The sequence below is a fragment of the Marinobacter sp. AC-23 genome (assembly GCF_001858325.1).
In the GTDB taxonomy this organism is placed as follows: domain Bacteria; phylum Pseudomonadota; class Gammaproteobacteria; order Pseudomonadales; family Oleiphilaceae; genus Marinobacter.
The window spans coordinates 89623-114205 of record NZ_MBPP01000001.1; the positions used below are offsets into that span (position 1 = coordinate 89623).

The following is a 24583-nucleotide window of genomic DNA, read 5'->3' on the forward strand; positions in this document are numbered from 1 at the left end:
GGAGAAGATCATGACCAGCACTATCGAATTCAAAGCCTGGCGTGTTGAAGAACAGGACGGCAACTTTAAAGGTGCTGAACAGACCCTTAGCACGGCTGATCTTCCAGCGGGCGAGGTGCTGATTAAAGTCAGCCACTCGTCATTGAATTACAAAGATGCGCTTTCTGCCTCCGGCAACAAAGGCGTAAGCCGCTCTTTCCCTCACACCCCCGGCATTGATGCAGCCGGCGAAGTGGTCGAGTCTGCCACCGGTACCCCAGCCGTTGGCAGCCAGGTTATCGTAACCGGCTACGACTTGGGCATGAACACAGACGGCGGTTTTGGCGAATACATCCGGGTACCTGCCACCTGGTGCGTACCCATGCCCGAAGGTTGGAATGCCAGCACTGCCATGGTCTACGGCACAGCCGGCCTCACAGCAGGTTTGTGCGTCCAAAAGCTCCTCACCATGGGGCAAGGCCAGAGCAGGGCAAGGTAGCTGTATCAGGGGCATCAGGAGCCGTTGGCAGCGTTTCCGTAGAACTTCTCGCAAAGCTGGGCTTTGAAGTGGTCGCTATTAGCGGTAAGGCGGCTGACAGCCTGAAATCCCTGGGCGCAGCTGAAGTGGTTGGCCGTGATGCGCTGGCAGAAGACAAAAAGCCGATGCTGAAGCCGGCCTTCGCTAACGCTGTAGATACAGTTGGTGGCACACCTCTGGCCGAACTGCTAAAGCAGATTCTGCCCGGCGGTTCGGTTTCCTGCTGCGGCCTGGTCGCCGGCCCACAACTCCAAACCACGGTTTTGCCGTTTATCCTGCGTGGGGTGAATCTTCTGGGTGTGGATTCGGTGGAAATCCCGCTGGCGGAGAAAGAAACCGTGTGGGATAAATTTGCAGGTGACTGGAAGTGCCCGAAGGCTGAAGCATCTGCCAAACGAATTGGTCGCGCTGATCTTGATAGTGCACTCAAAGCATTTCTGGAAGGTGAGTCGGCTGGAAAAATCGTTTTAGATCACGCGATCTGAAATACCAAAATCTGAGTAGCAAGAAGCAGGCAGGCAATCAAAACCGTGCGGAGCCATGGATGGCGTAGCCGAGCGTACACGGACGTATTCACAGCGTGTTTTGATTGCCTGCCTGCTTCTTGCTACGTACTCCCAAGTAGTTCTCTTAAGACGCCCGACGCCGAAACAAAGGCAAGTCAGTATCCGTAGCCGCCTGATACCCTTGGCTGAAGAAGTTCAATGACTTTACTGCTTTGCGGATATCCTTATCAGGACGCAGCTCATATGTATCAAAGCCACAGCGCTTCATAAACTGAAGCTGATCCAGCAGCACATCGCCAATTGCTCGCAGCTCGTTTTTATAGCCGAAACGCTCCCGCAGCAACCGGGCAATGCTGTAACCGCGGCCGTCACTAAATTTCGGAAAATTCACCGCAATTAATGGCAATTCATTTACATGATTGGCCAACGTCTCAGGCTCATCATGGCTATCGAGCCACACGCCGACATTCTCATTGCCAGCATACCGCTCACGATTCGCGACCCACAGATCAGCTGGAATCAGCACCTGCCGCTGCTCAGGTATATCCAGTGGTTCGCCACTCTCGGGGCGGAAAACAACAACCCACTGGTTCTGCCGGATGCTGCCATCCTGAAAAATAATATCAGGCATAAACCCGCTCCTTGAAAGGGGTAATTCCAACACGGCGATAGGTATCCAGAAAGGACTCTTCTTCCGTGCGCGTATCCACGTAAACATCAATAATCTTTGCGATCACATCAGGCATATCATCCTGGGCAAAAGAGGGCCCCAGTATTTTCCCGATTGATGCATCGTGTTGTGATGCGCCGCCAAGGCTTACCTGATAGAACTCCTGGCCCTTTTTGTCGACGCCTAAAACACCAATATTACCCACATGGTGGTGGCCGCAGGCGTTCATGCACCCAGATATATTGAGATCGATGTTGCCCAGGTCGTACAGAAAATCGAGATCGTCAAACCTGCGTTGAATAGCTTCAGCAACGGGAATGGACTTGGCGTTGGCCAAGGCGCAGAAATCCCCGCCCGGGCAGCAGATAATGTCTGTTAGCGTGTGTAGGTTAGCCGTGCCAAAGCCCATGGGGCCAAGCTGCTGCCAAAGCTCCAGCAAACGATCCTGGCGCACATCTGCCAACACCACATTTTGATGGTGTGTTACCCGCGCTTCGCCAAAGCTGTATTCGTCTGCCAAGTCGGCAATTTGTTCAAACTGCTGATCGGTGACATCTCCCGGAGGCGTACCGGTCTCTTTCATGGTTAGCGACACAATGGCGTAGCCAGGCTTTTTGTGGGTGTCTATGTTGTGCTGCAGCCACTTATCAAATGCACGGTTTTCGAATCTTTGTTGAGCAAGCAACTGAGTGGCATTGTCCAGCTCTGCATAATCCGGTTCTGTAAAGTAACTCCGGATGCGCTCGATAGCCTCTGGAGTGAGCCGGGTAGGGGAATCTTTAATGTGCGCCCACTCGGATTCTACTTTTTCTGCAAAGCCTTCCGGGGTAAGAGCCTTTACCAGGATCTTAATACGGGCCTTGAACTTGTTATCACGGCGCCCGTAACGGTTATACACCCTGAGAACAGCTTCGAGGTATGTGAGTAGATCCAGTTCCGGTAGGAATTCACGGATTACGGGTGCAACCATAGGTGTGCGCCCAAGCCCGCCGCCTACGTGCACACGAAAACCCAGCTCGCCAGCGTCATTGCGGACGATCTGAAGGCCTATGTCGTGCACCTGAATGGCTGCCCTGTCTGTTTTCTCAGAGGCATTTACAGCTACTTTAAATTTGCGAGGCAGGTATGCGAATTCCGGATGAAAAGTCGACCACTGGCGAATAATTTCGCAGTAAGGGCGGGGATCCGCAATTTCGTCGGCTTGTACACCCGCAAATTGATCTGTGGTGGTGTTTCTTATGCAGTTGCCGCTGGTCTGGTTAGCGTGCATCTCGACTTCTGCAAGCTCAGCCAGGATATCGGGAACATTTTCCACCGCGGGCCAGTTCAGTTGCACGTTCTGGCGGGTGGTGAAGTGTGCGTAGTTTTTATCGTAATCACGTGTAATACGTGCCAGGCGGCGCAGCTGAACAGAGCGGAGCATGCCGTAAGGTACGCAGATACGCAGCATGGGTGCGAGACGCTGAATATAGAGCCCGTTCTGAAGACGCAGAGGCAAAAACTCATCTTCCTCCAGTTCGCCCGCAAGGGCTCGCTGGGTCTGGTCCCGGAATTGTGCAACCCGTTCGGCGGCCATTTTCCGGTCGTGCTCGTCGTATACGTACATAAAGGAAAGTCCTGGATAATAACGTCGTAACGGCATGCACCCGAAAGATTCTGGTTTTGAACTTACGGGCGCGCCCGAAAACCGGGGCCTTATATCTGAAACGAAGGATAGCACCCAGCTCTTATTCTAGAAACGACTTTTTTAAGATAAGTTTATCGACTCAGGCGATAAGGCAGTGCATCGCAGGTTGGACGAATGTCAATTTGCTGCTTTACTGGGAGGGGTGGATACCAGTGGGACCGTTTCCCGAAATTTGGTGATTTAAACTCTAAAAGGAAAAACTAATGAAAAACCTAATGCAATCAGACAGCCAGGTCGATGCCATAGCTTCGGTACTGATTATCGCTCTTGTGGTCGGATTCGCTGTGTTTTGGGTTTCTGGCCAGTAGAGTTACTGGCCAGAAAGAACCGCCTGCACTATCAAAACGAGGGTGCCAATGAAAATGGCGGTAAACAGCAAGCCGCCAATAATATAAGGCAGAGGGCTGTGGCCGGAGAAATCTTCCTCGCGGCGCTTGCTGGACTGTACCCCCAAGGCGCCGGCTGCCACACTCTGCATGACTTTAAGAACGCCAGGGCCCTGAGGTTTTTTGTCCTTGTTTTTCTCCGAATCAGGCACTTGTGTCATAAAATCTATCCTAGATGCATGTGGACTTGGCCTTTACTCAGCAGGATCGTAGGCAAGGCTGGGAGCCAGCCACCGCTCTGCTTCCGCTTTGGAAAGACCTTTACGCTCAGCATAGTCTTCAACCTGATCTACGCCAATTTTACCCACCGCGAAAAATTTCGACTCAGGGTGCGAGAAGTACCAGCCCGAAACCGCTGCCGTTGGGAACATCGCAAAGCTCTCTGTAATCTCGATGCCCGTTTGTGCGGTGGCATCGAGCAGTTCGAACAGGGTCGCTTTCTCGGTGTGGTCGGGGCAGGCCGGGTAGCCGGGGGCGGGGCGAATACCGTGATAGCGCTCTTTAATCAGGTCTTCACTGCCTAGCTGTTCATCTCTGTTATAAGCCCAGAATTCCTTGCGAACTCGCTCATGCATTCGCTCTGCAAACGCCTCGGCTAAGCGGTCTGCCAGGGCCTTTACCATGATCGCGTTGTAGTCATCGTTGGCGTTTTTGTATTCCAGTGACATTTCTTCCGCGCCAATCCCCGTGGTTACCGCAAAGCCGCCAACATAGTCACAGTGTTCTGTGCCTTCTTCAGCCACAAAGTCGGACAGTGTCATCATTGATTTGTTAGGAGCTTTGTCATCCTGCTGGCGCAAATGGTGCAGGATAGTCAGCTCTTCGCTACGGCTTTCGTCTTTGTACACAACAATGTCGTCACCGCGACGGTGTGCGGGCCAGAATCCTATGACGCCAGAAGCGCTTACGCGCTTTTCATCAACCATTTTGCGAAGAATAATCTGAGCGTCGTCAAACAGGCTGCGGGCCGCTTCGCCACGTTTTGGGTCATCAAATACTTGAGGGTATTTTCCGGCAATGTCCCAAGAGATGAAGAAGGGTGTCCAGTCTATGTATGGCTCCAGCTCTTTTAAATCATACTCTTCAAATGATCGGATACCGGTAAAGGTCGGCTTGGGGGGTACATAGTTTTCAAAATTGATTTTTGGGGCCCGCGCACGCGCTTCTTTCAGGCTAACCAGCTTGGTGCGATCGCCTCGTTGTTTACGGCGCTCCCGGATCTTGTCGTATTCCTCGCGAGCGTCACTTACCAGTTTGGGCTTCGCGGTTTTGCTGAGCAACTGCGATGCAACGTTTACGCACCGTGAGGCGTCAGACACATACAGGGCAATGTCGTTCTTATAATGGGGTTCAATTTTTACGGCGGTATGGGCCTTCGATGTGGTTGCGCCACCAATCATTAGCGGAAGGTGGAAGTCGAGTCGCTGCATCTCGCGGGCCACATGCACCATTTCATCGAGCGAGGGCGTAATGAGCCGCTCAAGCCAATAATATCGACGTTATGCTCTATGGCCGCAGCCAGAATTTTATCGCTGGGCACCATAACGCCAAGGTCGATTACTTCGTAGTTGTTGCACTGCAGCACCACGCCTACGATGTTTTTGCCTATGTCGTGCACGTCGCCCTTTACGGTTGCCATCAGGATTTTACCTTTAGCCTGCTGGTCTTCAGATTTCTCCGCTTCAATAAAGGGGATCAGGTGCGCCACCGCCTGTTTCATAACGCGGGCACTTTTCACCACTTGTGGCAAAAACATCTTGCCGTCGCTGAACAGGTCGCCCACCACGTTCATGCCGTCCATGAGCGGACCTTCAATTACGTGAATCGGGCGCTCTGCTTGCTGGCGACACTCTTCCGTGTCTTCAATGATGAAGTTGGTAATACCTTTTACCAGGGAGTGCTCCAGGCGCTTGATCACCGGCCACTCACGCCACGCGAGATCTTCTTCCTGGGTTTTGCCACCTTTACCTTTGAAACGCTCTGCAATTTCCAGAAGGCGGTCGGTGGAATCTTCGCGGCGGTTGAGTACAACATCCTCAACCAGCTCTTTCAGTTCTGGCTCAATCTCATCGTAAATAATCAGCTGGCCGGGGTTGACGATACCCATGTTCATGCCGGCCTTGATTGCATGATAGAGAAAGACTGAGTGGATGGCTTCGCGCACTATGTCGTTGCCACGAAAGGAGAACGAAACGTTGCTTACACCACCTGAAATAGATGCGTAGGGCAGGTTCTTCCGAATCCAGCGGCAGGCGTTTATATAGTCCACTGCGTAGTTGTTGTGCTCTTCGATACCTGTGGCGATGGCGAACACGTTTGGGTCGAAAATAATGTCGCCCGGATTGAAACCAATGCCGACCAGAACGTCATAGGACCGTTTGCAGATCTCGGTTTTGCGCTCATAAGTATCTGCCTGGCCCTGTTCGTCAAAGGCCATAACCACAACTGCAGCGCCGTATCGCATGCAATCACGTGCGCGCTTGATGAACTCTTCTTCGCCTTCTTTCAGGCTGATTGAGTTCACTACTGCCTTGCCCTGGATGCAGCGTAACCCGGCCTCAATCACTTCCCATTTGGATGAGTCGAGCATGATAGGCACGCGGGAAATATCCGGCTCCGAGGCAACCAGGTTCAGGAAGGTGACCATCACCTCCCTGGAATCCAACATGCCTTCATCCATGTTGATGTCGATAATCTGAGCGCCGTTTTCTACCTGATCCCGGGCAACACTCAGGGCTTCCTCGTACTGCTCTTCCTTGATAAGGCGCAGGAACCGTTTGGAGCCAGTTACGTTGGTGCGCTCACCCACGTTAATAAACAGCGTGTTCTCATCGCCGGTGAACGGCTCAAGGCCAGAGAGGCGCAGTACTTCCGGGCGCTCCGGTATTTTTCTGGGCGGGTATTTGGCTACGGCCTTTGCGATGGCTTCTATATGATCTGGGCGGGAACCGCAGCAACCGCCGATAACGTTCACAAAACCATCGCGGGCAAAGCCTTCAATGATCTCGGCCATTTCTTCAGGGGTTTGCTCGTATTCGCCGAATTCGTTAGGCAGGCCCGCATTGGGGTGTGCGCTAACGTAGGTTTTTGCTTTGGCTGACAGTTCTTCAACATAGGGCCGTAACGCATCAGCACCCAAGGCACAGTTAAGGCCCACTGAAATAGGGCGGCAATGGGCAATGGAGTTCCAGAAGGCCTCGGTGGTTTGGCCTGAAAGTGTGCGGCCAGATGCATCGGTAATGGTGCCGGAAATCATGATCGGCAACTCGACGCCACTGTCTTCAAAATATTGCTGAGTGGCGTAAATCGCCGCTTTTGCGTTAAGTGTATCGAAAATGGTCTCGATAAGAATGATGTCGCAACCGCCTTCAACAAGCCCCCCTACCGACTCGTAGTAGTTGTCTACCAGGCTTTGGAAGTCGGTGTTACGAAAACCGGGGTTGTTTACATCCGGGGACAAAGACGCCGTTCGGGAAGTGGGCCCCACTGCGCCCGCAACGAATCTCGGTTTGTCTGGGGTTTTTGCAGTAAACTCGTCCGCCACCTGTCGTGCCAGCTTTGCGGCAGCCACGTTCAGTTCTTTGGAAAACTCTTCCAAACCGTAGTCAGACTGTGACACACGGGTTGAATTGAAAGTGTTGGTTTCAATAATATCCGCGCCAGCATCCAGATAGTCGGCGTGTATGTTTCGCAGAAGGGCAGGCTGGGTGAGGTTAAGCAGGTCATTATTGCCTTGTACCTCACGATCGTAGTCGGCGAACCGATCGCCCCGGAACGCTTGCTCATCTAGCTTCAGGTTCTGGATCATGGTTCCCATGCCGCCGTCGAGAATCACAATGCGCTCCTGCAGGGCTTTGTGAAGTTGTTCCAGGCGAGTGCTACGATCGGTCATAATCAGTATTCCGGATGTCGGTATTTACGGCGTATTTGCATCTATGGCGCGGAATCATAGCAAAATGCGGGTGCGAGTCGTAGATCCCTCCGCAGTTATTCTTCACTTGCGTCAAGTTTGGTGTGCGGCGCAAGTGGTACGGGAAAGTCATAATGCGATTAAAGACCAACTAATTTACTTGGTCTTTCAAGTTGCCGCGAACTGGCTTAAACTGAGGTTAAACTTACTAACGGGTTGCTAATATGGCATTGGTTACTGTGACAGATCCCGCACGGGATTATCTTGCACAACTTATCGAAAAGCAGGATGTGGAAGGCATGGGCGTGCGTATTTTCGTAACTCAGCCGGGTACCAAGAATGCTGAAACTTGCCTAGCCTATTGCCCGCCTAACGAAATTGTGCCCACCGATGAGCAGGTGGATCTTCAAAGGTTCACGCTGTATCTGGATCATAACTCCGTACCTTTCCTTGAAGAAGCGTACGTGGATTATTCCCAAGATCAGATGGGTGGCCAGCTAACAATCAAGGCACCGAACGCCAAAGTTCCAAGCGTTGATGAAAATGCGCCACTGCCAGACCGGGTAAATTACGTGCTGGCTTCCGAGATCAATCCTAACCTGGCCTCCCACGGCGGCGAAGTATCGCTGGTTGAGATTGTTGATGGATCGGTTGCGGTTTTACGTTTTGGTGGTGGCTGTCAGGGCTGTTCAGCGGTAAGCATTACTTTGAAGCAGGGTGTTGAAACCACGCTTAAAGACAGAGTGCCGGAAATAACCGCGGTTCGTGATGTGACGGATCACACACAGACTGAGAACGCTTACTACTAGAAAATAACGTTTTACTTGATTCTGGAAGCACTTGCAGAGGATTTTTCAGGTGCTTCCGGAACACCAATCCTCTTCATCGCCTCCATTGCCAGCACTCTGCAAAACCCGCCTGAACTTTTCTGCTCCCCCTAAATGCTCTGGAAAAATGGCTGTTCGGCCAATGTTACAAAATTCTGGCTGTCGCATGATTTGGTCCACAAGCAGAGGCGGTAGCGCATGGCCCGTCCAACTATAATTGACATAACCTGCAGGTTCTGTACCTGCACCTGTACAACCGGGGTTCCACTTGTTTGACGTTGCGCTTCTGTCCGTACCCATTATGGCCGCCGTGGTAGGTTGGTTCACCAACTGGCTTGCCATACAGATGTCTTTCTATCCCGTGCAGTTCGTGGGTGTTGGCGCTATTGGCTGGCAAGGCGTCATTCCGCGCAAAGCGGAGAAAATGGCCCATATCTGTATCGATCGGACCCTTCGGCAGTTTGGCGACCTGAACGCTGTTTATCAAAAACTGGAGCCCCAACGTATTGTTGAGCAGGTCATTTCACAAGTAACGCCCAGGCTTGACGAGTACATTGACGAAGCCATGTACGAAATCCAGCCAGTGCTCTGGGATAACCTGCCCCTGTTTTTGCGTCGACGGATTTATCAATGGGCTCGGGAGCAATTGCCTGCTCGAATTGAAGGGTTGGTCGATGATTTTGGAGACGATCTTGATGAACTGGTTGATCTCAAAGCACTGTTGAGCCGGGAGCTGAGGCAGCACCCGGATCTGATGAACCGAATATTCAAACAGGCGGGTTCGGTTGAGCTCAGATCTGTGATCAATCGTGGGGCTATTATTGGCGGTATTTTGGGCTGCGTTCTCGCCCCTGCCTGGTCGGTCTACCCGGCGCCATGGCTTCTGCCGATTGGCGGGTTTGTAATTGGCTTTGTTACCAACTGGCTTGCGATTACCCTTATTTTCTCGCCGCTGAAGCCCCGACGGTTTCTGTTCTGGAAGATTCAAGGGCTATTTTTACGCCGCCAGCCAGAAATTAGCGATATTTGGGCAAAGTTGGTGGCAGAAGAGTTAATTACCGTGGAGAAAGTGGCTGATGCCATGATTAACGGTAGCCGGGGCGATCGCACCCGGGCCATTATACAAAAGCACTTGAGGCCATTGCTGGATAACTCTCCGCTGATGAAGCTCGGTGCCCAAGTGACCGTTGGAATGAGCGGTTACACAGAGTTGAAAAAGGCAATGAACGAGCAGGCGATACTCGCGACCCACGATGTGTTCAGCGATCGGAGCTTTAATAAGGAGCGAGCGCCCGTTGTCGCGAGAGTTTTGGCCGGGCAAATGAGGGCCCTGCAGCCTGCTGAGTTTCAGGACATACTTCGCCCCGCATTTCGCGAGGAAGAGGTTCAGCTTATGTTTGTGGGTGGCATATTCGGCGCCCTGGCTGGAGCAGCTCAATTTTTTGCGCTGATGCATTTTCAGCTTTAACCCCAATCATACCGACCAAGAGGAGCGCGCCATGCCTGCCTGGGCACTACTTGTTATGCAGTTTGTCGTGACAGCCGCTGCTGTTTTCTTTGTTCTCTGGGGTTTCTGGGGGGTGGTGGTACGGCCTTATCTGGATCGAAAAGTGGCCGAGCTTGTTGCTGCAACAGAGGAGATTGAACCGCGAGTGGCGCTTGGGGTAAAGAAGGGTGTTGCAGAAACCTTCGAGAGTTACCTGAAAGTGCTTTGGATGGCCCCGTAAAAGAATCTACTCGCCAGTTCCTGAAGTTCGGTTCGGGGTTGTTTGAGAATGGCCTCAGCAGCTTGCTAGGCAGTGCTGCTGACCTGGAGCGCCGAAGAAAACCCTAAAGGCAGTTTGTTGGTCGAGGCAGGCCGGCGATCCGGCACGCTGTTTTTGCAGGTGTGCCCGGAAACAGCTGCATGAGATAGATACTGTTCCCTCGTTCTTCGCCCAGGGCCTCTCTTACTGATTTTACAAACAGCCGATTGGAAGGTGGGGAAATTTCATGTTCTTTATAAAAAGAGCGCAGAAACTCAATGATTTCCCAGTGTTTTTTGTTGAGGCTGATGCTGTCATCTTTAGCAATGACCGTGGCCACTTCGGGTGACCAGTCGTTTGGGTTTTCGAGAAAACCCTCATTGTTTCTTGCCGGCATTATGGAGTCTGTCATGGGTCACCAGCTGATTACGTTTTGAGCCTGGGCCGTCAGATTAACCATGGCAGAGAAATCCACTAGAGTCGTCTCGGTGCCACTCCGACCTAGGCCGCGAGCGACTGCATCTGGCTCTAGGGCATAAACAGGAATGGCGGGGTCATCATGACCACCTGCTACCGAAAGTGCCAGCACCGCGTTCTCAGTAAGCAGTAGCGCGTCTCCAGGCCTGAGTGCATGCTTGCACTGTGCTGTGCGGGGGTGATCAGGTGCTTTGTTTAGGATGTGAAGGGTATTGATTGGCATCATAACGGGCTCTGGCTCTGTTTTGGTGGCTATGGAATCAACCGGCAAAGGCGGTGTGTGTGTGCTCGTGCAGCAATTCGGCGCTGTTTTCAGCCATAGCAACACCTGCCAGCATGTTGTCCAGCCCAAGACCGTATTGGACGCAAGCCTTGGCATCTGCGTAGATAGCCTTCACCCCGAAAATGGGCGCTGCAGAAATATTTTTTTCCACCGATTTTTGTTCAATTTTGCTGGTTGTTTGGGCTTTCCGTAGCCAATTAACCCCGGCACCCGTAAATAGAAGGGATACGGACTGATCAAACGCGGCTAGCGAAAAGGTCATATCGAGGGCTTCACGCCCCTCCCAGGTTCCGTAAGGAGATTGGTCAATCACAATTAGCGTGCTCATGCTCAGCCCCCTGCGTGGAAATAGATAACGCGGCTTGATGCCATAGTGCCTTCAACCCACTCCCCAAGCCCGGCAATGATAAAAGGCTCCAAAAGATTGCTGGCAGGCAGTTCATAGCGCTTTTTTTCCGACTCGTTTACCAGCCCACGCCTTAGCGCAGACGCAATGCAGGCAACGCCGGGGACCGCGTTATCTTTCAGAAACCTGGCCCATTCCTTTGCCCAATGGGTTTCGTCTGAGGGCGGTGCTGAGAGCGATGAAGCGAGATGAACCCCATCACCATAGAGAAAAACCCGGTCCAGAGTATGGCCTGCTGCAATCGCAGCCCGAGCGAACAGCAACGCAGTTTGCGGAGCCTGGGAAGAGTAGGGAGCGCCGGTGATTACCAGCGTGTAGTTTTGCAAAGAGGTGGCAGCCATGGTTGCAGTTCTCGCCAAAAGTGAAGCCAGTGTACCAATAGCAAAAACCCCGGCAAAGGCCGGGGTTTCTGTTAACTACGAATCGCTTGGGCCGTTCCGCATATTAATCGCTGGAGAAGGCTCCAATCAGGTGTAGCAGGCTGACGAACAGGTTGTAGATGTTCAGGTACAAGCCTGTAGTAGCCATGATGTAGTTGGTTTCACCACCGTTCACAATACGGCTTGTGTCATACAGGATGAAGCCAGACATCAGGAACACGATCGCAGCGCTTATGGCCAGGCTGAATGCCGATATTTCAGCGCCGAACATTGCCGCAACCATGGAGCCCAAGGCTGCTACCAATACAACAACCAGACCGGCAACCAGCATGCCACGCATGAAGCTGAAGTCTTTCTTGGTGGTTAGAACATAGCCAGACAGGGCGAAAAATACCAAGCCTGTGCCGCCCAAGGCCTGCATGATGATCTGTCCGCCATTGGGGAACTGCAGGTAATGGTAAAGTATCGGGCCAAGAGAAAGGCCGAGCAGACCTGTGAAGGCAAACACTACGGCAATGCCGGCAGAACTATTTGCAGTGCGCGGCAGTACAAACCAGATCAGGGCAAGGGCGCCCAAGCTGCATACAAGGCTTGCGCCTTGGCTAAGGCCAATGGACATGGACACGCTTGCCATGACCGCACTGAATACCAGCGTCATTGCAAGCAGAGTGTAAGTGTTGCGCAAAACCTTGGTCGCAGAAGCACTGATAGGTGCGGTAGCGGATCCACGGGCAATCATGCCTTTGCGGTTCTGCTGAACATTGTACTGTCTGTTTTGCATTCTGATCTCCGATTTGATCCAGCTTATTTGGTTACGGGTGTCAGGCACAAAGCCTGAGAAACACCAATGACCTAGAATTACACTCCATCATAAGGTCGAATTCTGAACTTTCAATCAATTACGACATTAAAGTGCTCTCTAGATTCCATTAAATGCAGTTAATGTCCAAAAAGCCATCGAGTTTTGCGCAGGGCGTTGACAGCACAGACAATTCCGGTATGATTCACACCGCTGTCGCAAGGCAGCAATGGAAAAACGGTGGGCTGGCAGAGTGGCCGAATGCAGCGGTCTTGAAAACCGCCGAAGGTTTGTAGCCTTCCCGGGGTTCGAATCCCTGGCCCACCGCCATTTTTCCTTTGAGTACAGGCAGTTAAAAGCCCCCCCCTAAGCTGCGAACAAGTCTGTGAAATTCTCGTATACCCCCTATAATATACAGTTGTATATGATCTTTCCCATTTTTTTCGATTCCATGCCTTAATAGTCACGGCTTTCTTTGCCCTCAAATAGCCATTCGTTGTGCGCTTGTCATCGCGCAAAAGGTTCGCGGGTGTTTTGAGTCTCCATTTGCCGTTCTTCCAGTGCACATAAGTCGGCATGTCATGATCACGGCGTCGCCGCCTTCCGGTTAGCCTCACCAGAAAAGATGGTTAGGTGCTCTGAACGCCCCTAGCCCCCAAAACTCGTGTAGCATACAAACCATCGTGAATAGCTACGGAAAACCAGTTGCCAAATGCAAGAATTCCGTTACAACAGTGACTTAATCGGGGGATCTCTATTGGTTAGAGAGTCTCGAATAATCGCCGAATTGCTGCTTGATAACGCTAGCGAGGCTGAGTGGAAACAGGCTGTGATTTTGGATAACCGCCTGCAAAAGCGAAGCCCTGCAACCGCACTGCGCCAGGCCAGAGCATTGCGCCAGCGCTTGGAACTGTTGGATCAGCCTTTCTGGCGAGCATTGCGTGATGGCGACGACGAGCTCGCAACGCAAGTGGCATTCGTTGCCACTCTGGAGCGCAACCTCTTGCTGGTGGAGTTTGTGGAAACCGTGGTGAGAGACGCCTTTTTGCTGCAGGCCGAATCGATAGCTCGTTATAGCTGGTTAGATTTCCTGGAGGAACGCACCGATAGGGATTCGTCGATAACGGGCTGGGCGGAGTCTACAAAAAAGGAGATGGGGCTGGTTGTGTTCCGAAGCTGCGCGAAGTAGGTCTCGTACAGAAAGGCCGCACCCTAAAATTACAGCAGATATTGGTTAGACCAGAAGTGAACATTTTACTGCAAGCCAGCCGCCGTGACCGAATTGAAGCCTGCTTACATGTTGGAGCACGAGCATGAGTCAGTCGTTACAAGACCGGCTAAACCAGATCCCAGGCAAAATTCTTTCCCAAGCGTTTCTGCAAAGCCAGGGTCTGGGCAATGAGATTGGTTTTTGGGTGTTCGACTACGCGCCCGAAGAAGAGCTGAAGGTTCGCGAATATCTAGCATTTCTAACCGGCTTTCTGTCCAAGAAACAGAGCCACCTTAAGGTGATCAGCATCAATCTTTTGGAAATGATGCGGGATTACCTAGAGGAGCGAAAATTCCTCGACAAGGCCGTGCAGATGCAGGAAGGAAAGGGCGACCAAGCCCTGCTGAAGGCACTCGCTGGCCCCATGCACATGGACAAGTTTGCCCCTTACATGATGGAACAGACAAACGCGTCGGAACAGGACATCATTCTGATACATGGGCTAGGTTCTGTGTGGCCGGTACTTCGCGCCCACAGTCTGCTGAACAAGCTGCACGGGCTGCTAGGCCACAAACCCGTTGTGCTGTTTTATCCGGGTGAATACGACGGCCAAAGCCTGACCCTGTTCAACCGTATACCCAGCAATAACTATTATAGGGCCTTCTCGCTAGTGCCCCACAACTGATTCGTAGCACCAGAAGCCGCAACCAAGGATGATCCGTAATGACCATTAAAAACCTCTTCTTCAAGCCCCTGGATCGTTCAATCAACGGTGTGGTTAAAGCCGACCAGGCCGACGATGCAACCGTTTGGCAGGAGCTGGAAGAGTATGTGGTTACCAACGAGCTGGAAAAGCACTTTCGAGCCTTTTTTGAGAGCTACGGAACCAACCTGCAAGACCCCTCTATCTCCAATCGGGTTGGTATTTGGATCTCCGGCTTCTTCGGTTCGGGTAAGTCGCACTTCCTCAAAGCCCTTTCTTACTTGCTCGAAAACAAAGAGGCCTATGATGAGCAGGGCAATACCAAGCACGCGGTAGAGTTTTTCGACGAGCAAAAGCTACGCGATGCCATGATCCGCGCCGATGTGCAGAAAGCGGCGAACACCCTAGCGGATGTCATCCTCTTTAACATCGATTCCAAGGCCAGCTCCAACGATGCCGGTAACCCGATTCTCAGTGTGTTTCTGCGGGTGTTTAACGAACACCAAGGGTTCAGTGGCGACCACCCCCATATTGCACACATGGAGCGCCACCTGGAGCAGAAGGGCGTCTATCAGGCTTTCAAAGACGCGTTCGCAGAATCGACCAACTCCCAATGGGAAGACGAGCGGGATGGCTACCAGTTCTATCAGGACGATATCGAAGGAGCCATCGCCAAGGCGCTGAACCTCTCTGCCGACGCTGCACACAAATGGTTTGAAGAATCTGAAGAAACCTTCTCGGTCTCTGTGGAAAACTTCTGCCATTGGGTCAAAGAGTATCTGGATGCCCAAGGCCCCGAACATCGCATGGTATTCATGGTGGACGAAGTAGGGCAGTTTATTGGTTCCGACACTAAGCTCATGCTCACCCTGCAAACCATCACCGAAAACCTGGGTACCATTTGTAACGGTCGAGCCTGGATTGTTGTCACGTCGCAGGCAGACATGGAAGCTGTACTGGGTGACCTCACTTCATCCAAAGCCAACGACTTCTCCAAGATCGCCGGCCGGTTCAAAACTCGCTTGTCCCTGTCTAGCTCCAACACAGACGAAGTCATCCAGAAGCGTTTGCTGCGGAAAACTCCAGAAGCGGAAACCGAACTAAGGGCGGCCTGGGAGCAGAGCGGCGACATACTCCGCAACCAGATTACCTTTGACCGCTCCGGGCCAACACTCAACAACTTCGATGGCCCGGAAAGCTTTGTGGCCAACTACCCATTCGCGCCATACCACTTCCAATTGGTGCAAAAGGTTTTTGAGGAAATTCGCAAAGTCGGCGCTACCGGTGCCCACCTGGCCTACGGTGAACGTTCCATGCTGGACGCCTTCCAGATGGCAGCCATGAGTGTGGCCAGTGAGCAAATCGGCGCACTGGTTCCCATGCACGCCTTTTACCGTTCCGTAGAAGGTTTTTTGGACACAGCCGTAAAGCGCACCATTGACCAGGCCAGTGAAAACCCCAGCCTGGATGCCTTCGATGTTCAAATTTTGCGTACCCTATTTATGATCCGCTACGTAGAGTTGATCAAGGGCACTTTGGACAACCTGGTAACCCTGTCTATAGCGAAAATCGACGAAGATAAGCTTGGCCTGCGCCGACGCATCGAGGAAGCTCTGCAACGGCTTGAGAAAGAAAGCCTGATCACCCGCAATGGCGACGAGTTTGTCTTTCTTACCAACGAAGAGCGGGACATTACCCGCAAGATCAAAGCCACAGACATAGCAAGCACCGATGAAAACAAGGAACTGGCCAGCCTGATCTATAAAGACCTTCTGAAAGACAAAAACAAATACCGTTACCACGTAAACAAGACCGACTACAGCATTGGCCGTTATTTGGATGGCCACACTCTGGATGGTCGCTACGAATCGGATTTACGAGTCGAAATCGTTTCGCCACTCGATCTGGATTACGTGCAATACAGCGAAGCGGGCTGCATCAACAAGTCCAGCGAAGGTGCCACCGGCCAGGGTGTGATCAAACTGCCCGATGACAAAGTTTTCTTTCAGGAGTTGCGTACCTGGCTCAAGACCAACAAGTTCATTCGCATGAACGACGACGGCAGCAACACTGATCTCACCCGCATTCTTGCCGACCGGGGCCGTGAAAACCAAGAGCGTCGCAAGCGCCTACGCCACACTCTGGAAGACATGCTTCTGCGCGCCGAGTGCTATGCGTTAGGCCAGCACTTGCAGCTCTCCACCAGCAGCCTAACCGTGCGCTTCGATGAGATATGCGAGTACGTGTTAGAGAACACCTACACCAAGCTTGGCTTCCTGAAGGTACTGCAGCAAGAGCCATTGCGTGAACTGAGCGCAGTGCTTACCGTGGACGATATCGCCCAGATGGGCATGGCCCTGGATGGCGAAGAGGGCAACCCGCAGGCCGTCAGAGATGTAGAGCAATACGTTTCACTGCGCACAGGCGGTGACGACCGCTTGTTGGTGAGTGATATCATCGACCGATTCGCCGCACGCCCTTATGGCTGGCCGGATGGTGAAATACTGTTGATACTTGGCAGACTGGCTGCCTCCGGGCGCATCTCCTTCCACACGTCTGGCCCGTCTATGCCGCTGAATGAGGTATTTGATTACCTCAACAATAGCCGCAGGCGCAGAGAAATCTCGGTACAGAAGAAGCGCCAGGTAGACGATGCCATTCTTAAGCAGGCTCGTAACCTGTCCCGAGACTTGTTTAACGCTCTGGGCCCGGATACTGAAAAAGACCTGTTCGAGTTCTACCAGAGCCACTTGAACCAGTGGCTGACCAACCTGCGCAGTTATAAAAGCAAGATAGATGTGGGGCGATTCCCCGGTAAGCAAATCATCGAAGACGGCATCCTCACCTTAGAGCGCTTGCTGGTTAACCGCGAGAGCTTTGACTTTTTCAAAGTCGTTATCAACAACAAAAACGACTACCTGGATTTAGAAGAAGACTATCGCGATATTCACGAATTCTTCAGCAACCAGCTCCACAGCTGGCAACAACTGCAAACCGCGCTCTATCAGTTCGAGAAGAACCACCAGGCATTGAATAAAGATGAGACAGCGCACAAAGCCCTCACTGAACTGAAAAAAATCAATCAAGCCGACACGCCTTACAACCTGCTGCACAAAGTGGCAGGGCTGATAGAAACCGTAGAGGCCGTAAACACCCGAGTTGTCACAGAAAAACGGGACCACGCGCTTGAAAGAGTAGAAGAGCGTATTCAGCAGTTACAAGCGGAAATGCTGAAAAGCGGCATTGCCAGCCCAGATCTCAGTAACCGCCTATTACGGCCGTTGCAGCTTATAAAAGAAGATCTGGAAACCGAAACCAGCATTGCCCAAATTTTCATGCTGCAATCCCAGACCGCCCAGGAAAAACTCGAAGACAGCCTGCTTGAACTGGAACGGGCCATGCGTGCTGAGGCTGAAAAACAAGCCAAGGCCCAAAGAGATGCTCAAGAAGATGCGGAAACTTACACTAACAAGCCCTCGCCAGACGCGCCCGCAATAACCGCACCGGTAGCCATGCCAAAACCTGTTGTGGATGTGAATGCGGCAAAGATATTCAGTAAGCTAGGCAGTGGCATCTATTTAGAAAGCCAGAAAGACGTTGATAGCTTTATCGAAGCCCTGAAAAATGAATTGGATGCCGCTATTGCGATTGGAAAAAGGGCCCGCTTGAAGTAAAAGGCTTGCATTTTGAACATTATCAACACAGGCTTGTCCTTTGTCCAAAAACGCGGGACGCGCGGTATATGAAAGGATTGAGAAGTCAAGATCTGGGGTTGTTGCTAAAGCTTGTTTCACTTCAAAAGCAAGAATCGTTTAGCCCTGCCAGTAAAGCAACAGCTGCCTGGCCCCATGATTGGCAAGACTGGGAGAAGGAAGAGGCCTACCCGACGGAATTATTTAACGGCGGGTTAGCCACTCCTGAATTATTTCGCTCAACAGTTTATACCGTTCGAAATCTGGAAGCTGAAACCGGTATTGGTAAGTCGCAGATAAGTAATGCGCTGCACCGTTGTTTTGATGTTGGCCTGGCCAAAAAAGATCGAAAAACAAACGTGCCAAGAGCGAACACCAAAGCGCTGCTGGAATTTATTGTCTACGGGGTGAAGTATGTGTTTCCTGCCAGATCGGGGAAATTGGCGCGCGGGATAGGGACTGCATTTGCAGCGCCAGTGTTAGAGGATCAACTTTTCAGTGCTGGTGAGCTATCGCCAGTATGGCCAGATGCACGAGGGAACAAGAAGGGGCTTGAAGTGGAGCCTCTATTCAAAACCGTGGGCCATGCAGTTCGGCGAGATCCAGAGCTTTATGCACTGCTGGCCCTGGTTGACGCTATACGAATTGGAAACCCGCGAGAAGCAAATCTGGCGGCAGAGCTTTTGAAGAAACACCTGGAAGTGAAAGTATGAGCATGTCTGCATTACACAAAACAATGGTAACCAAAGTGGCCGAGGCGCTGGGCCCCGAGCTGTTGAAGCAAGTCGCATTTGTGGGTGGGTGCACAACAGGGTTCTTTTTAACCGATGAGTTTGTCATTGAGCAGGTGCGCCACACAGACGATGTCGATCTTATCGTTCATGTAATAGGACATACTGGCTTTTATACTCTTCAGAAGGCCTTGCGTAAAAAAGGCTTCAAAGATGTGTCACCTGATCCCGCCGACGATGCCCTGTATGTGCAATGAAACTGGGTGACCTGCGTGTGGATTTTATGCCAGACGATGCCGCGGTATTAGGGTTTGCAAACCAGTGGTACGCCAAAGCGCTTAATACTGCGACGCCTTTTCAACTTTCTGATGACCTCTCGATAAGATTAGTCACCCCACCGTACTTTTTGGCGACAAAGCTGGAAGCCTATAAGGGACGGGGAAGGGGAGACGCGCTCTCCAGTCATGATATTGAAGATGTGCTTACACTAATTGATGGGCGAGAGTCCTTGATTGGGGAAGTTAGTGAAATCTCCAGTGAACTCCGGTCTTACCTTGCGGATGAGTTTGGCAAGTTACTCAACGACCAGAATTTCGAGTATGCAGTGAACAGTCAGGCAGGTGGCGACCAGGAGCGAGAGGCTATTTTGTTTGAAAGGCTGGAAAACCTAGCGCAGGTGCCAGAGTAATGCAGATCAATTGGGTGAGCCAAACGGGCCGTGAGCGAGCGCACAATTGCGATTTGGCCTGCTGCTGTGTGGCTGAAAACCTAATTGTGATGGGCCTGGTAGATGCCGCTGAGAGCCAAAAGGCACAGGCATTTGCAAACCACTGGGCAAAAACTATCGTTGCTGCTGCATATAACACCGGGTTCAATCCAGATAGCACGGGCATAGTGGATATTCTTAGCAAGGCTCAAAAGATCCAGCGTCACTCCTATCTCAATGAAATCGCAAGTTACTGTTTGGTGGTTGTTGACCGATGCAGTGGTGAAGGAATAGTGCTTTCAGCCGGTGACTGCCTCGTTGGGCTGGCGGGCGCAAGCGCACATCAAGATTATGATGTGAAATGGATAAATAGCCCCCATACCGCAGATGTCCCGTTAAAAGCGTTGGGTGAACCAACGGCTGCTACTTCGGATTTTCAGCACTTGCTAACTCGCAGTATCAATGCCAAGCGATTTACTGAACCAGAAACCAATATGTTTTGGATTAGTACGGGCAGCAAACTCATTTTAGCCAGTGATGGATACTGGCGAGAGCGCGAAAGTGATACCAATACCGAATTCACCAACACCACTGATGACGCAAGCTGTTTAACGCTAACCTGGCGCACGCAAGATCTGGCAATTAATCAGAAAACAGATACAGCAAATCTGCTAATACTGCCAACAGAATGATGATGGGCAGCTGCTAGATGAGTTTTAGTGTAGAAAAAATAGCAAATTGCGGCATTAGTGTAAAAAAAGTGAGCGCAGTGTAAAAAAAGGCCACCCAAGGTAGGCAAGAAAACATGGAGCTGTACCAATGAACACCGCCAACATCAAACGCTACGCCCCAAAAGCGCGTAATGCCTTTATCGCCGCCGTTACCAAACAAGCGGCCCGTTACGGCGTAACTGCCCAAGGCATAACGCCCATCGAACAGCGGGGCGATATAGCACTGATTGGCGAGCAGGCGTTTCCCAAGTCGGCTTTTCAGCCGCGCAAAGCACTGGAGCGCCGGGTAGAGCAGCTGGGTTTTGCTCAAGCGATGGAGCAGGCCGCCTACAGTTGGTTTAACCGCCTGTGCGCCATTCGCTATATGGAAGTACACGGCTACCTGGACCATGGCCGACGGGTGTTGAGCGGTGAAAAACACGACTCTGCCGATGGCGAGGCAGGCACACCGCAAATCCTCCACGACTGCCTGGACATAGACCTGCCAGGTTTGGACAAGCAAAAAGTCACCGACCTGAAGCTAGACGGCACCAAAGACGAAGAGCTCTACCGCGAACTCCTGCTGGCCCAGTGCCATGCACTGCATGAAGCCATGCCCTTCCTGTTTGAGGCAGTAGACGACGCCACCGAATTGCTGCTGCCCGATAACCTCACCAAAACCGACTCTCTGATCCGTGAGCTGGTCAGCGCCATCCCCGAAGAGGACTGGCAGGATGTGGAAATCATCGGCTGGCTTTACCAGTTCTACATCAGTGAGAAGAAAGACCAGGTGATCGGCAAGGTGGTCAAAAGCGAAGACATCCCCGCCGCGACTCAACTGTTCACCCCCAACTGGATTGTTCAGTACCTGGTGCAAAACTCCGTAGGTCGCCAGTGGCTGCAAACCTATCCGGACAGCCCGCTCAGAAACCAGATGCCGTACTACATCGAACCGGGCGAACAGCCACCGGAGGTGCAGGCGCAAATGACTGAGACCATTCCCGCGAGCATTGACCCAGAAAGCATCAAAGTACTCGACCCCGCCTGTGGCTCCGGACACATCCTCACCGAAGTCTACAAAGTGCTCAAAGCCATCTACGAAGAGCGTGGCTACCGCAGCCGGGATATTCCGCAGCTAATCCTGAAGCACAACCTGTTTGGCCTGGATATCGACGACCGGGCAGGGCAGCTAGCCGGCTTCGCCTTGATGATGCTGGCCCGAGAAGACGACCGCCGGCTGTTCAGCCGTGTGGCGGATGGCGATGTAACGCTTAACGTGCTGTCGCTGAAAGAAACTGGCCATCTCGACCTGCCACAACTTTGGCGCGATCTGAACCTGAGTGGGGATTGGCAGCAGGGAAGTTCGCAGAGTTTGTTTGAAAATGACCAAGCTGATCTGAGTGCGGCTAGTGCGGATGAACGCTATCAGTTACTGGAGCGCACCTTAGAGCGCTTCAACGAAGCCAAAACATTTGGTTCTTTGATTGAGGTTCCGAAAGAAGAAGCTGAGCTCCTCAAAGGATTGCGAGATGAGCTGGAGCGTTTGTTACTCAATGGCGACGTTATGCAAAAGTCGGCTGCCGGAATACTGTTACCTTATGTTCGTCAGGCTTGGGTGCTGTCTCAGCGCTACGATGCGGTGATTGCCAACCCACCGTATATGGGCAGTAAGTACCAAGCACCGGCCGTAAAAAAATACCTGAAAGAGGCCTATAAAGGTTATGAAAAGGATTTGTTTTCAGCATTCATTATCCGGAACCTGGGCTTGTCAAAAGAGGGCGCTCAGCTTGGTTTTATGACGCCTTTCGTGTGGATGTTCATCTCTAGCTATGAGCAGTTACGCAAGCACCTGATTACCGAAAAGACAATCACATCGTTGATACAGCTGGAATATTCAGGGTTCGATGGTGCGACAGTTCCCATTTGTACTTTTACGCTGGAGAACGCTTATAACCCTCATTTCAAAGGTGGATACGTGCGGTTATCCGATTTCCGGGGTGCGGCACAACAAGGGCCGCGAGCACTGGAAATCATTCAGGCAGCGAATGAGGTAGGCAAATGATTATTCAAGAGCCAAGCAAGAATGTACCGATGCACAGCGGCCAAACAAATGTCCACGCCCTGAACCAACACCAGATCAGCCACAAACTGAAAGGCAAGGCCGCCAGCCCCACATTGAACCGACTGGCAAACCACAATGTCATCGACAGCACCGCATTGCCCAGAGGAGCAGAACAATGAGCCAGCAAGAAACAAAGGACATGGCGAAGCATTTTTACCGGGCCTCTGCGGCGGATTTTATGAAGATTCCGGGGAGTCCGGTGGCGTATTGGGCTTTAACTGGAGAATTAACAGCTTTTGAAAGCGGCACGCAGTTAGAAGATCTAGCTCCTACACGCAAGGGAATGGTGACCGCTCGGAATTCACTTTATGTGCGTGACTGGCATGAGGTTTCTCTTTCAAAATCAGGACTTAATTATTATTGCTCAAGGGAAAAAGCAAAAAAAAGTGGGAAAAAATGGTTTTCATACCTGAAAGGAGGTGGTTTCCGCCGTTGGTATGGTAATAAATACGATGTCATTAACTGGGAGGACGATGGGTATCTTCTTCAGACAACAAGGCATCCCTCTGAAGATAGAGTTTGGGCAACTAACTTTAATTTGGAATACATATTCCAGCCAAACATTAATTGGGGAGCTGTAACGTCCAGTCGCTTTTCAGCTCGCGCAAGCTCCGGGGGCGAGCTTTTTGATGCGGGAGGGTCTGCTTGCTTTCCAGATGATAAGGACTATTTTCTAGTTCTAGCGTTCTTAAACTCAAAGGTAACTGGGGTTCTTCTTCAAACGCTAAATCCTACTCTTAACTTTCAAGCAGGAAATATATCTAGCCTTCCATTAATTCAGTTTAAAGAAAGAGTTGAGATTGAAGAAAATGCAAAAAAGGCTATAGAAAACGCTAAAGAAGACTGGGATTCATTTGAGACCTCATGGCATTTCACGAAAAATCCATTGCTGAGCTCCAAAGAACATAGCAAGACCATTGAGTTGAGCTACGCCGAAAGTCAGCGGAGGTGTAAATATCTTATAAATTCTCTTCATCATATCGAAGAGGTAAATGATGGGCTGTTTATAGAAGCATATAACCTTCAGGATGTAGTGAATCAAAACACTCCAATGGATGAAATAACTCTAACTTGCAACCCCCATTATCGCTATGGCGGCAAGCGCAGCGAAGAAGAGCTTGAGACCTTGCTCCGGTGTGATACTTTCAAGGAACTGGTAAGCTATGCCATCGGTTGCATGATGGGTCGCTACTCGCTGGACAAGCCAGGCCTAATCCTCGCCAGCCAAGGCGAAACACTCCAAGATTATCTAGAGCAGATTCCATCCCCAAGCTTCGCGTCAGACGAAAATGCCATTGTGCCACTCACCGATCAGGAGTGGTTCCCCGACGATGCCACTAACCGTTTCCGTGAATTTGTCCGGGTAGTGTGGGGCGACGAACACCTACAGGAAAACCTCGATTTCGTCGCCGAAAGCCTCTGCGTGCACGCCATAAAACCCAAGCGTGGCGAGTCGGCCCTCGACACCATCCGCCGCTACTTGAGCACCCAGTTCTATAAAGACCACCTGCGCACCTACAAAAAACGCCCCATCTACTGGCTGTTCAGCTCCGGCAAACAAAAGGCTTTCGAGTGCCTGGTGTACCTGCACCGCTATAACGAGAGCACGCTTGCCCGTATGCGTACCGAATACGTCATCCCCCTCAGCGCCAAGCTCAACGCCTACGCGGAGAAGCTAGAGCAAGACAAAGACGCCAGCACCTCCACCGCAGAAACCAAGCGCCTGGAAAAAGAAGTCGCCACCCTGCACAAACAACAAATCGAACTCGCCGAATTCGACGAAAAACTCCGCCACTACGCCGATCAACGCATCAGCCTGGATCTGGATGATGGCGTGAAGGTGAACTATGGGAAGTTTGGGGATTTGCTGGCTGAGGTTAAGGCAGTGACGGGTGAGAAGCCGGGAGGGCAGTAATGGAGCTTCAAAGTCTTAATAATATTTTCAAAGAAAGAATTTTACGCATTCCGGATTATCAGCGGGGGTACGCTTGGACAACACATCACCTAGAAGACTTTTGGGAGGATCTGGTGCAACTGGAGGCGGATCGTGTTCACTATACTGGCGTAATTACCTAGAGCCTGTGTCAGAGCAGATTTGGTCGAAGTGGGAAAATGA

The 24583-nt window shown here is 51.6% G+C and carries 22 protein-coding genes, 1 tRNA gene and 2 pseudogenes; 16 read left to right on the forward strand and 9 right to left on the reverse strand.

The genetic code is table 11. The features are described from left to right. Positions 1-10 precede the first annotated feature (10 nt). A pseudogene (locus tag BCA33_RS00380) lies at positions 11-1002 on the forward strand (YhdH/YhfP family quinone oxidoreductase). A gap of 145 nt (positions 1003-1147) precedes the next feature. Here BCA33_RS00380 and BCA33_RS00385 read toward each other — a convergent pair. The 4 genes and pseudogenes from BCA33_RS00385 to metH all read right to left on the reverse strand — a co-directional run bounded on the left by BCA33_RS00385 (position 1148) and on the right by metH (position 7658). Continuing rightward, the gene (locus BCA33_RS00385; protein WP_071262830.1) at positions 1148-1654 is read right to left on the reverse strand and encodes a DUF934 domain-containing protein; all 507 of its coding nucleotides are present in this window, start codon (positions 1652-1654) and stop codon (positions 1148-1150) included. Next, positions 1647-3299, reverse strand: coding sequence for a nitrite/sulfite reductase (locus tag BCA33_RS00390; RefSeq protein WP_071262831.1), 1653 nt, complete (start codon positions 3297-3299; stop codon positions 1647-1649). The genes BCA33_RS00385 and BCA33_RS00390 overlap by 8 nt, the downstream gene beginning before the upstream one ends. A gap of 391 nt (positions 3300-3690) precedes the next feature. After that, positions 3691-3927: a DUF2970 domain-containing protein gene (locus BCA33_RS00395; protein WP_071262832.1), complete on the reverse strand. Its 237-nt coding sequence runs from the start codon at positions 3925-3927 to the stop codon at positions 3691-3693. A 33-nt stretch (positions 3928-3960) separates the two neighbouring features. After that, positions 3961-7658: pseudogene (metH, locus tag BCA33_RS00400) on the reverse strand (methionine synthase). 242 nt (positions 7659-7900) lie between these two features. On the opposite strand from metH, the gene nfuA reads away from it, so the two are divergent. The 3 genes from nfuA (at position 7901) to BCA33_RS00415 (ending at position 10230) form a co-directional block, all read left to right on the forward strand. Then, positions 7901-8485, forward strand: coding sequence for a Fe-S biogenesis protein NfuA (gene nfuA / locus BCA33_RS00405; protein WP_071262833.1), 585 nt, complete (start codon positions 7901-7903; stop codon positions 8483-8485). A 286-nt stretch (positions 8486-8771) separates the two neighbouring features. After that, a complete protein-coding gene (locus BCA33_RS00410) occupies positions 8772-9971 on the forward strand; it encodes a DUF445 domain-containing protein (RefSeq protein WP_217632567.1) in 1200 nt (399 codons plus the stop codon). A 31-nt stretch (positions 9972-10002) separates the two neighbouring features. Next, positions 10003-10230, forward strand: coding sequence for a hypothetical protein (locus tag BCA33_RS00415; protein WP_254774054.1), 228 nt, complete (start codon positions 10003-10005; stop codon positions 10228-10230). Between the two features lie 103 nt (positions 10231-10333). On the opposite strand, the gene BCA33_RS00420 is transcribed toward BCA33_RS00415, so the two are convergent. The 5 genes from BCA33_RS00420 to BCA33_RS00440 all read right to left on the reverse strand — a co-directional run bounded on the left by BCA33_RS00420 (position 10334) and on the right by BCA33_RS00440 (position 12575). Continuing rightward, positions 10334-10660 (reverse strand): TusE/DsrC/DsvC family sulfur relay protein, encoded by a 327-nt coding sequence (locus BCA33_RS00420; RefSeq protein WP_071262834.1) that lies wholly within the window; start codon positions 10658-10660, stop codon positions 10334-10336. A gap of 3 nt (positions 10661-10663) precedes the next feature. Further along, positions 10664-10951, reverse strand: a complete 288-nt coding sequence (gene tusB / locus BCA33_RS00425) for a sulfurtransferase complex subunit TusB (RefSeq protein ID WP_083394606.1) — start codon at positions 10949-10951, stop codon at positions 10664-10666. Positions 10952-10985: 34 nt separating this feature from the next. Further along, positions 10986-11336, reverse strand: a complete 351-nt coding sequence (locus BCA33_RS00430; RefSeq protein ID WP_071262835.1) for a DsrE family protein — start codon at positions 11334-11336, stop codon at positions 10986-10988. 2 nt (positions 11337-11338) lie between these two features. Then, positions 11339-11755 carry a sulfurtransferase complex subunit TusD gene (gene tusD, locus BCA33_RS00435; protein ID WP_071262836.1) on the reverse strand — a complete coding sequence of 139 codons (417 nt, stop codon included), beginning with the start codon at positions 11753-11755 and terminating at the stop codon, positions 11339-11341. Between the two features lie 103 nt (positions 11756-11858). Continuing rightward, on the reverse strand, positions 11859-12575 hold the full coding sequence (locus BCA33_RS00440; protein WP_071262838.1) for a Bax inhibitor-1/YccA family protein: 717 nt from the start codon (positions 12573-12575) through the stop codon (positions 11859-11861). A 257-nt stretch (positions 12576-12832) separates the two neighbouring features. Here BCA33_RS00440 and BCA33_RS00445 point away from each other — a divergent pair. The 12 genes from BCA33_RS00445 to BCA33_RS22615 all read left to right on the forward strand — a co-directional run bounded on the left by BCA33_RS00445 (position 12833) and on the right by BCA33_RS22615 (position 24543). Further along, a tRNA-Ser gene (locus BCA33_RS00445) sits at positions 12833-12923 on the forward strand. Between the two features lie 382 nt (positions 12924-13305). After that, positions 13306-13782, forward strand: coding sequence for a DUF1819 family protein (locus tag BCA33_RS00450; protein WP_217632569.1), 477 nt, complete (start codon positions 13306-13308; stop codon positions 13780-13782). Between the two features lie 124 nt (positions 13783-13906). Further along, a complete protein-coding gene (locus tag BCA33_RS00455) occupies positions 13907-14488 on the forward strand; it encodes a DUF1788 domain-containing protein (RefSeq protein ID WP_071262839.1) in 582 nt (193 codons plus the stop codon). A 38-nt stretch (positions 14489-14526) separates the two neighbouring features. After that, positions 14527-18180, forward strand: a complete 3654-nt coding sequence (brxC, locus tag BCA33_RS00460) for a BREX system P-loop protein BrxC (RefSeq protein WP_071262841.1) — start codon at positions 14527-14529, stop codon at positions 18178-18180. A 68-nt stretch (positions 18181-18248) separates the two neighbouring features. Beyond that, positions 18249-18911, forward strand: coding sequence for a hypothetical protein (locus tag BCA33_RS00465; protein ID WP_217632571.1), 663 nt, complete (start codon positions 18249-18251; stop codon positions 18909-18911). After that, complete coding sequence (locus BCA33_RS20985) at positions 18908-19186, forward strand: hypothetical protein (RefSeq protein ID WP_254774055.1); 279 nt, start codon at positions 18908-18910, stop codon at positions 19184-19186. The genes BCA33_RS00465 and BCA33_RS20985 overlap by 4 nt, the downstream gene beginning before the upstream one ends. After that, positions 19183-19617 (forward strand): hypothetical protein, encoded by a 435-nt coding sequence (locus tag BCA33_RS20990; RefSeq protein ID WP_254774056.1) that lies wholly within the window; start codon positions 19183-19185, stop codon positions 19615-19617. The genes BCA33_RS20985 and BCA33_RS20990 overlap by 4 nt, the downstream gene beginning before the upstream one ends. Further along, positions 19617-20327, forward strand: a complete 711-nt coding sequence (locus BCA33_RS00475) for a hypothetical protein (protein ID WP_071262843.1) — start codon at positions 19617-19619, stop codon at positions 20325-20327. Before BCA33_RS20990 ends, BCA33_RS00475 begins: the two co-directional genes overlap by 1 nt. 127 nt (positions 20328-20454) lie before the next feature. Further along, entirely contained in the window at positions 20455-22407 is a 1953-nt protein-coding gene (pglX, locus tag BCA33_RS00480) for a BREX-1 system adenine-specific DNA-methyltransferase PglX (RefSeq protein WP_071262844.1), read from the forward strand. After that, positions 22404-22586: a hypothetical protein gene (locus BCA33_RS00485; protein WP_071262846.1), complete on the forward strand. Its 183-nt coding sequence runs from the start codon at positions 22404-22406 to the stop codon at positions 22584-22586. The genes pglX (BCA33_RS00480) and BCA33_RS00485 overlap by 4 nt, the downstream gene beginning before the upstream one ends. Next, the gene (pglX, locus tag BCA33_RS00490; RefSeq protein ID WP_139172842.1) at positions 22583-24382 is read left to right on the forward strand and encodes a BREX-1 system adenine-specific DNA-methyltransferase PglX; all 1800 of its coding nucleotides are present in this window, start codon (positions 22583-22585) and stop codon (positions 24380-24382) included. The genes BCA33_RS00485 and pglX (BCA33_RS00490) overlap by 4 nt, the downstream gene beginning before the upstream one ends. Next, positions 24382-24543: a DUF262 domain-containing protein gene (locus tag BCA33_RS22615; RefSeq protein WP_217632573.1), complete on the forward strand. Its 162-nt coding sequence runs from the start codon at positions 24382-24384 to the stop codon at positions 24541-24543. Before pglX (BCA33_RS00490) ends, BCA33_RS22615 begins: the two co-directional genes overlap by 1 nt. Positions 24544-24583: the final 40 nt, after the last annotated feature.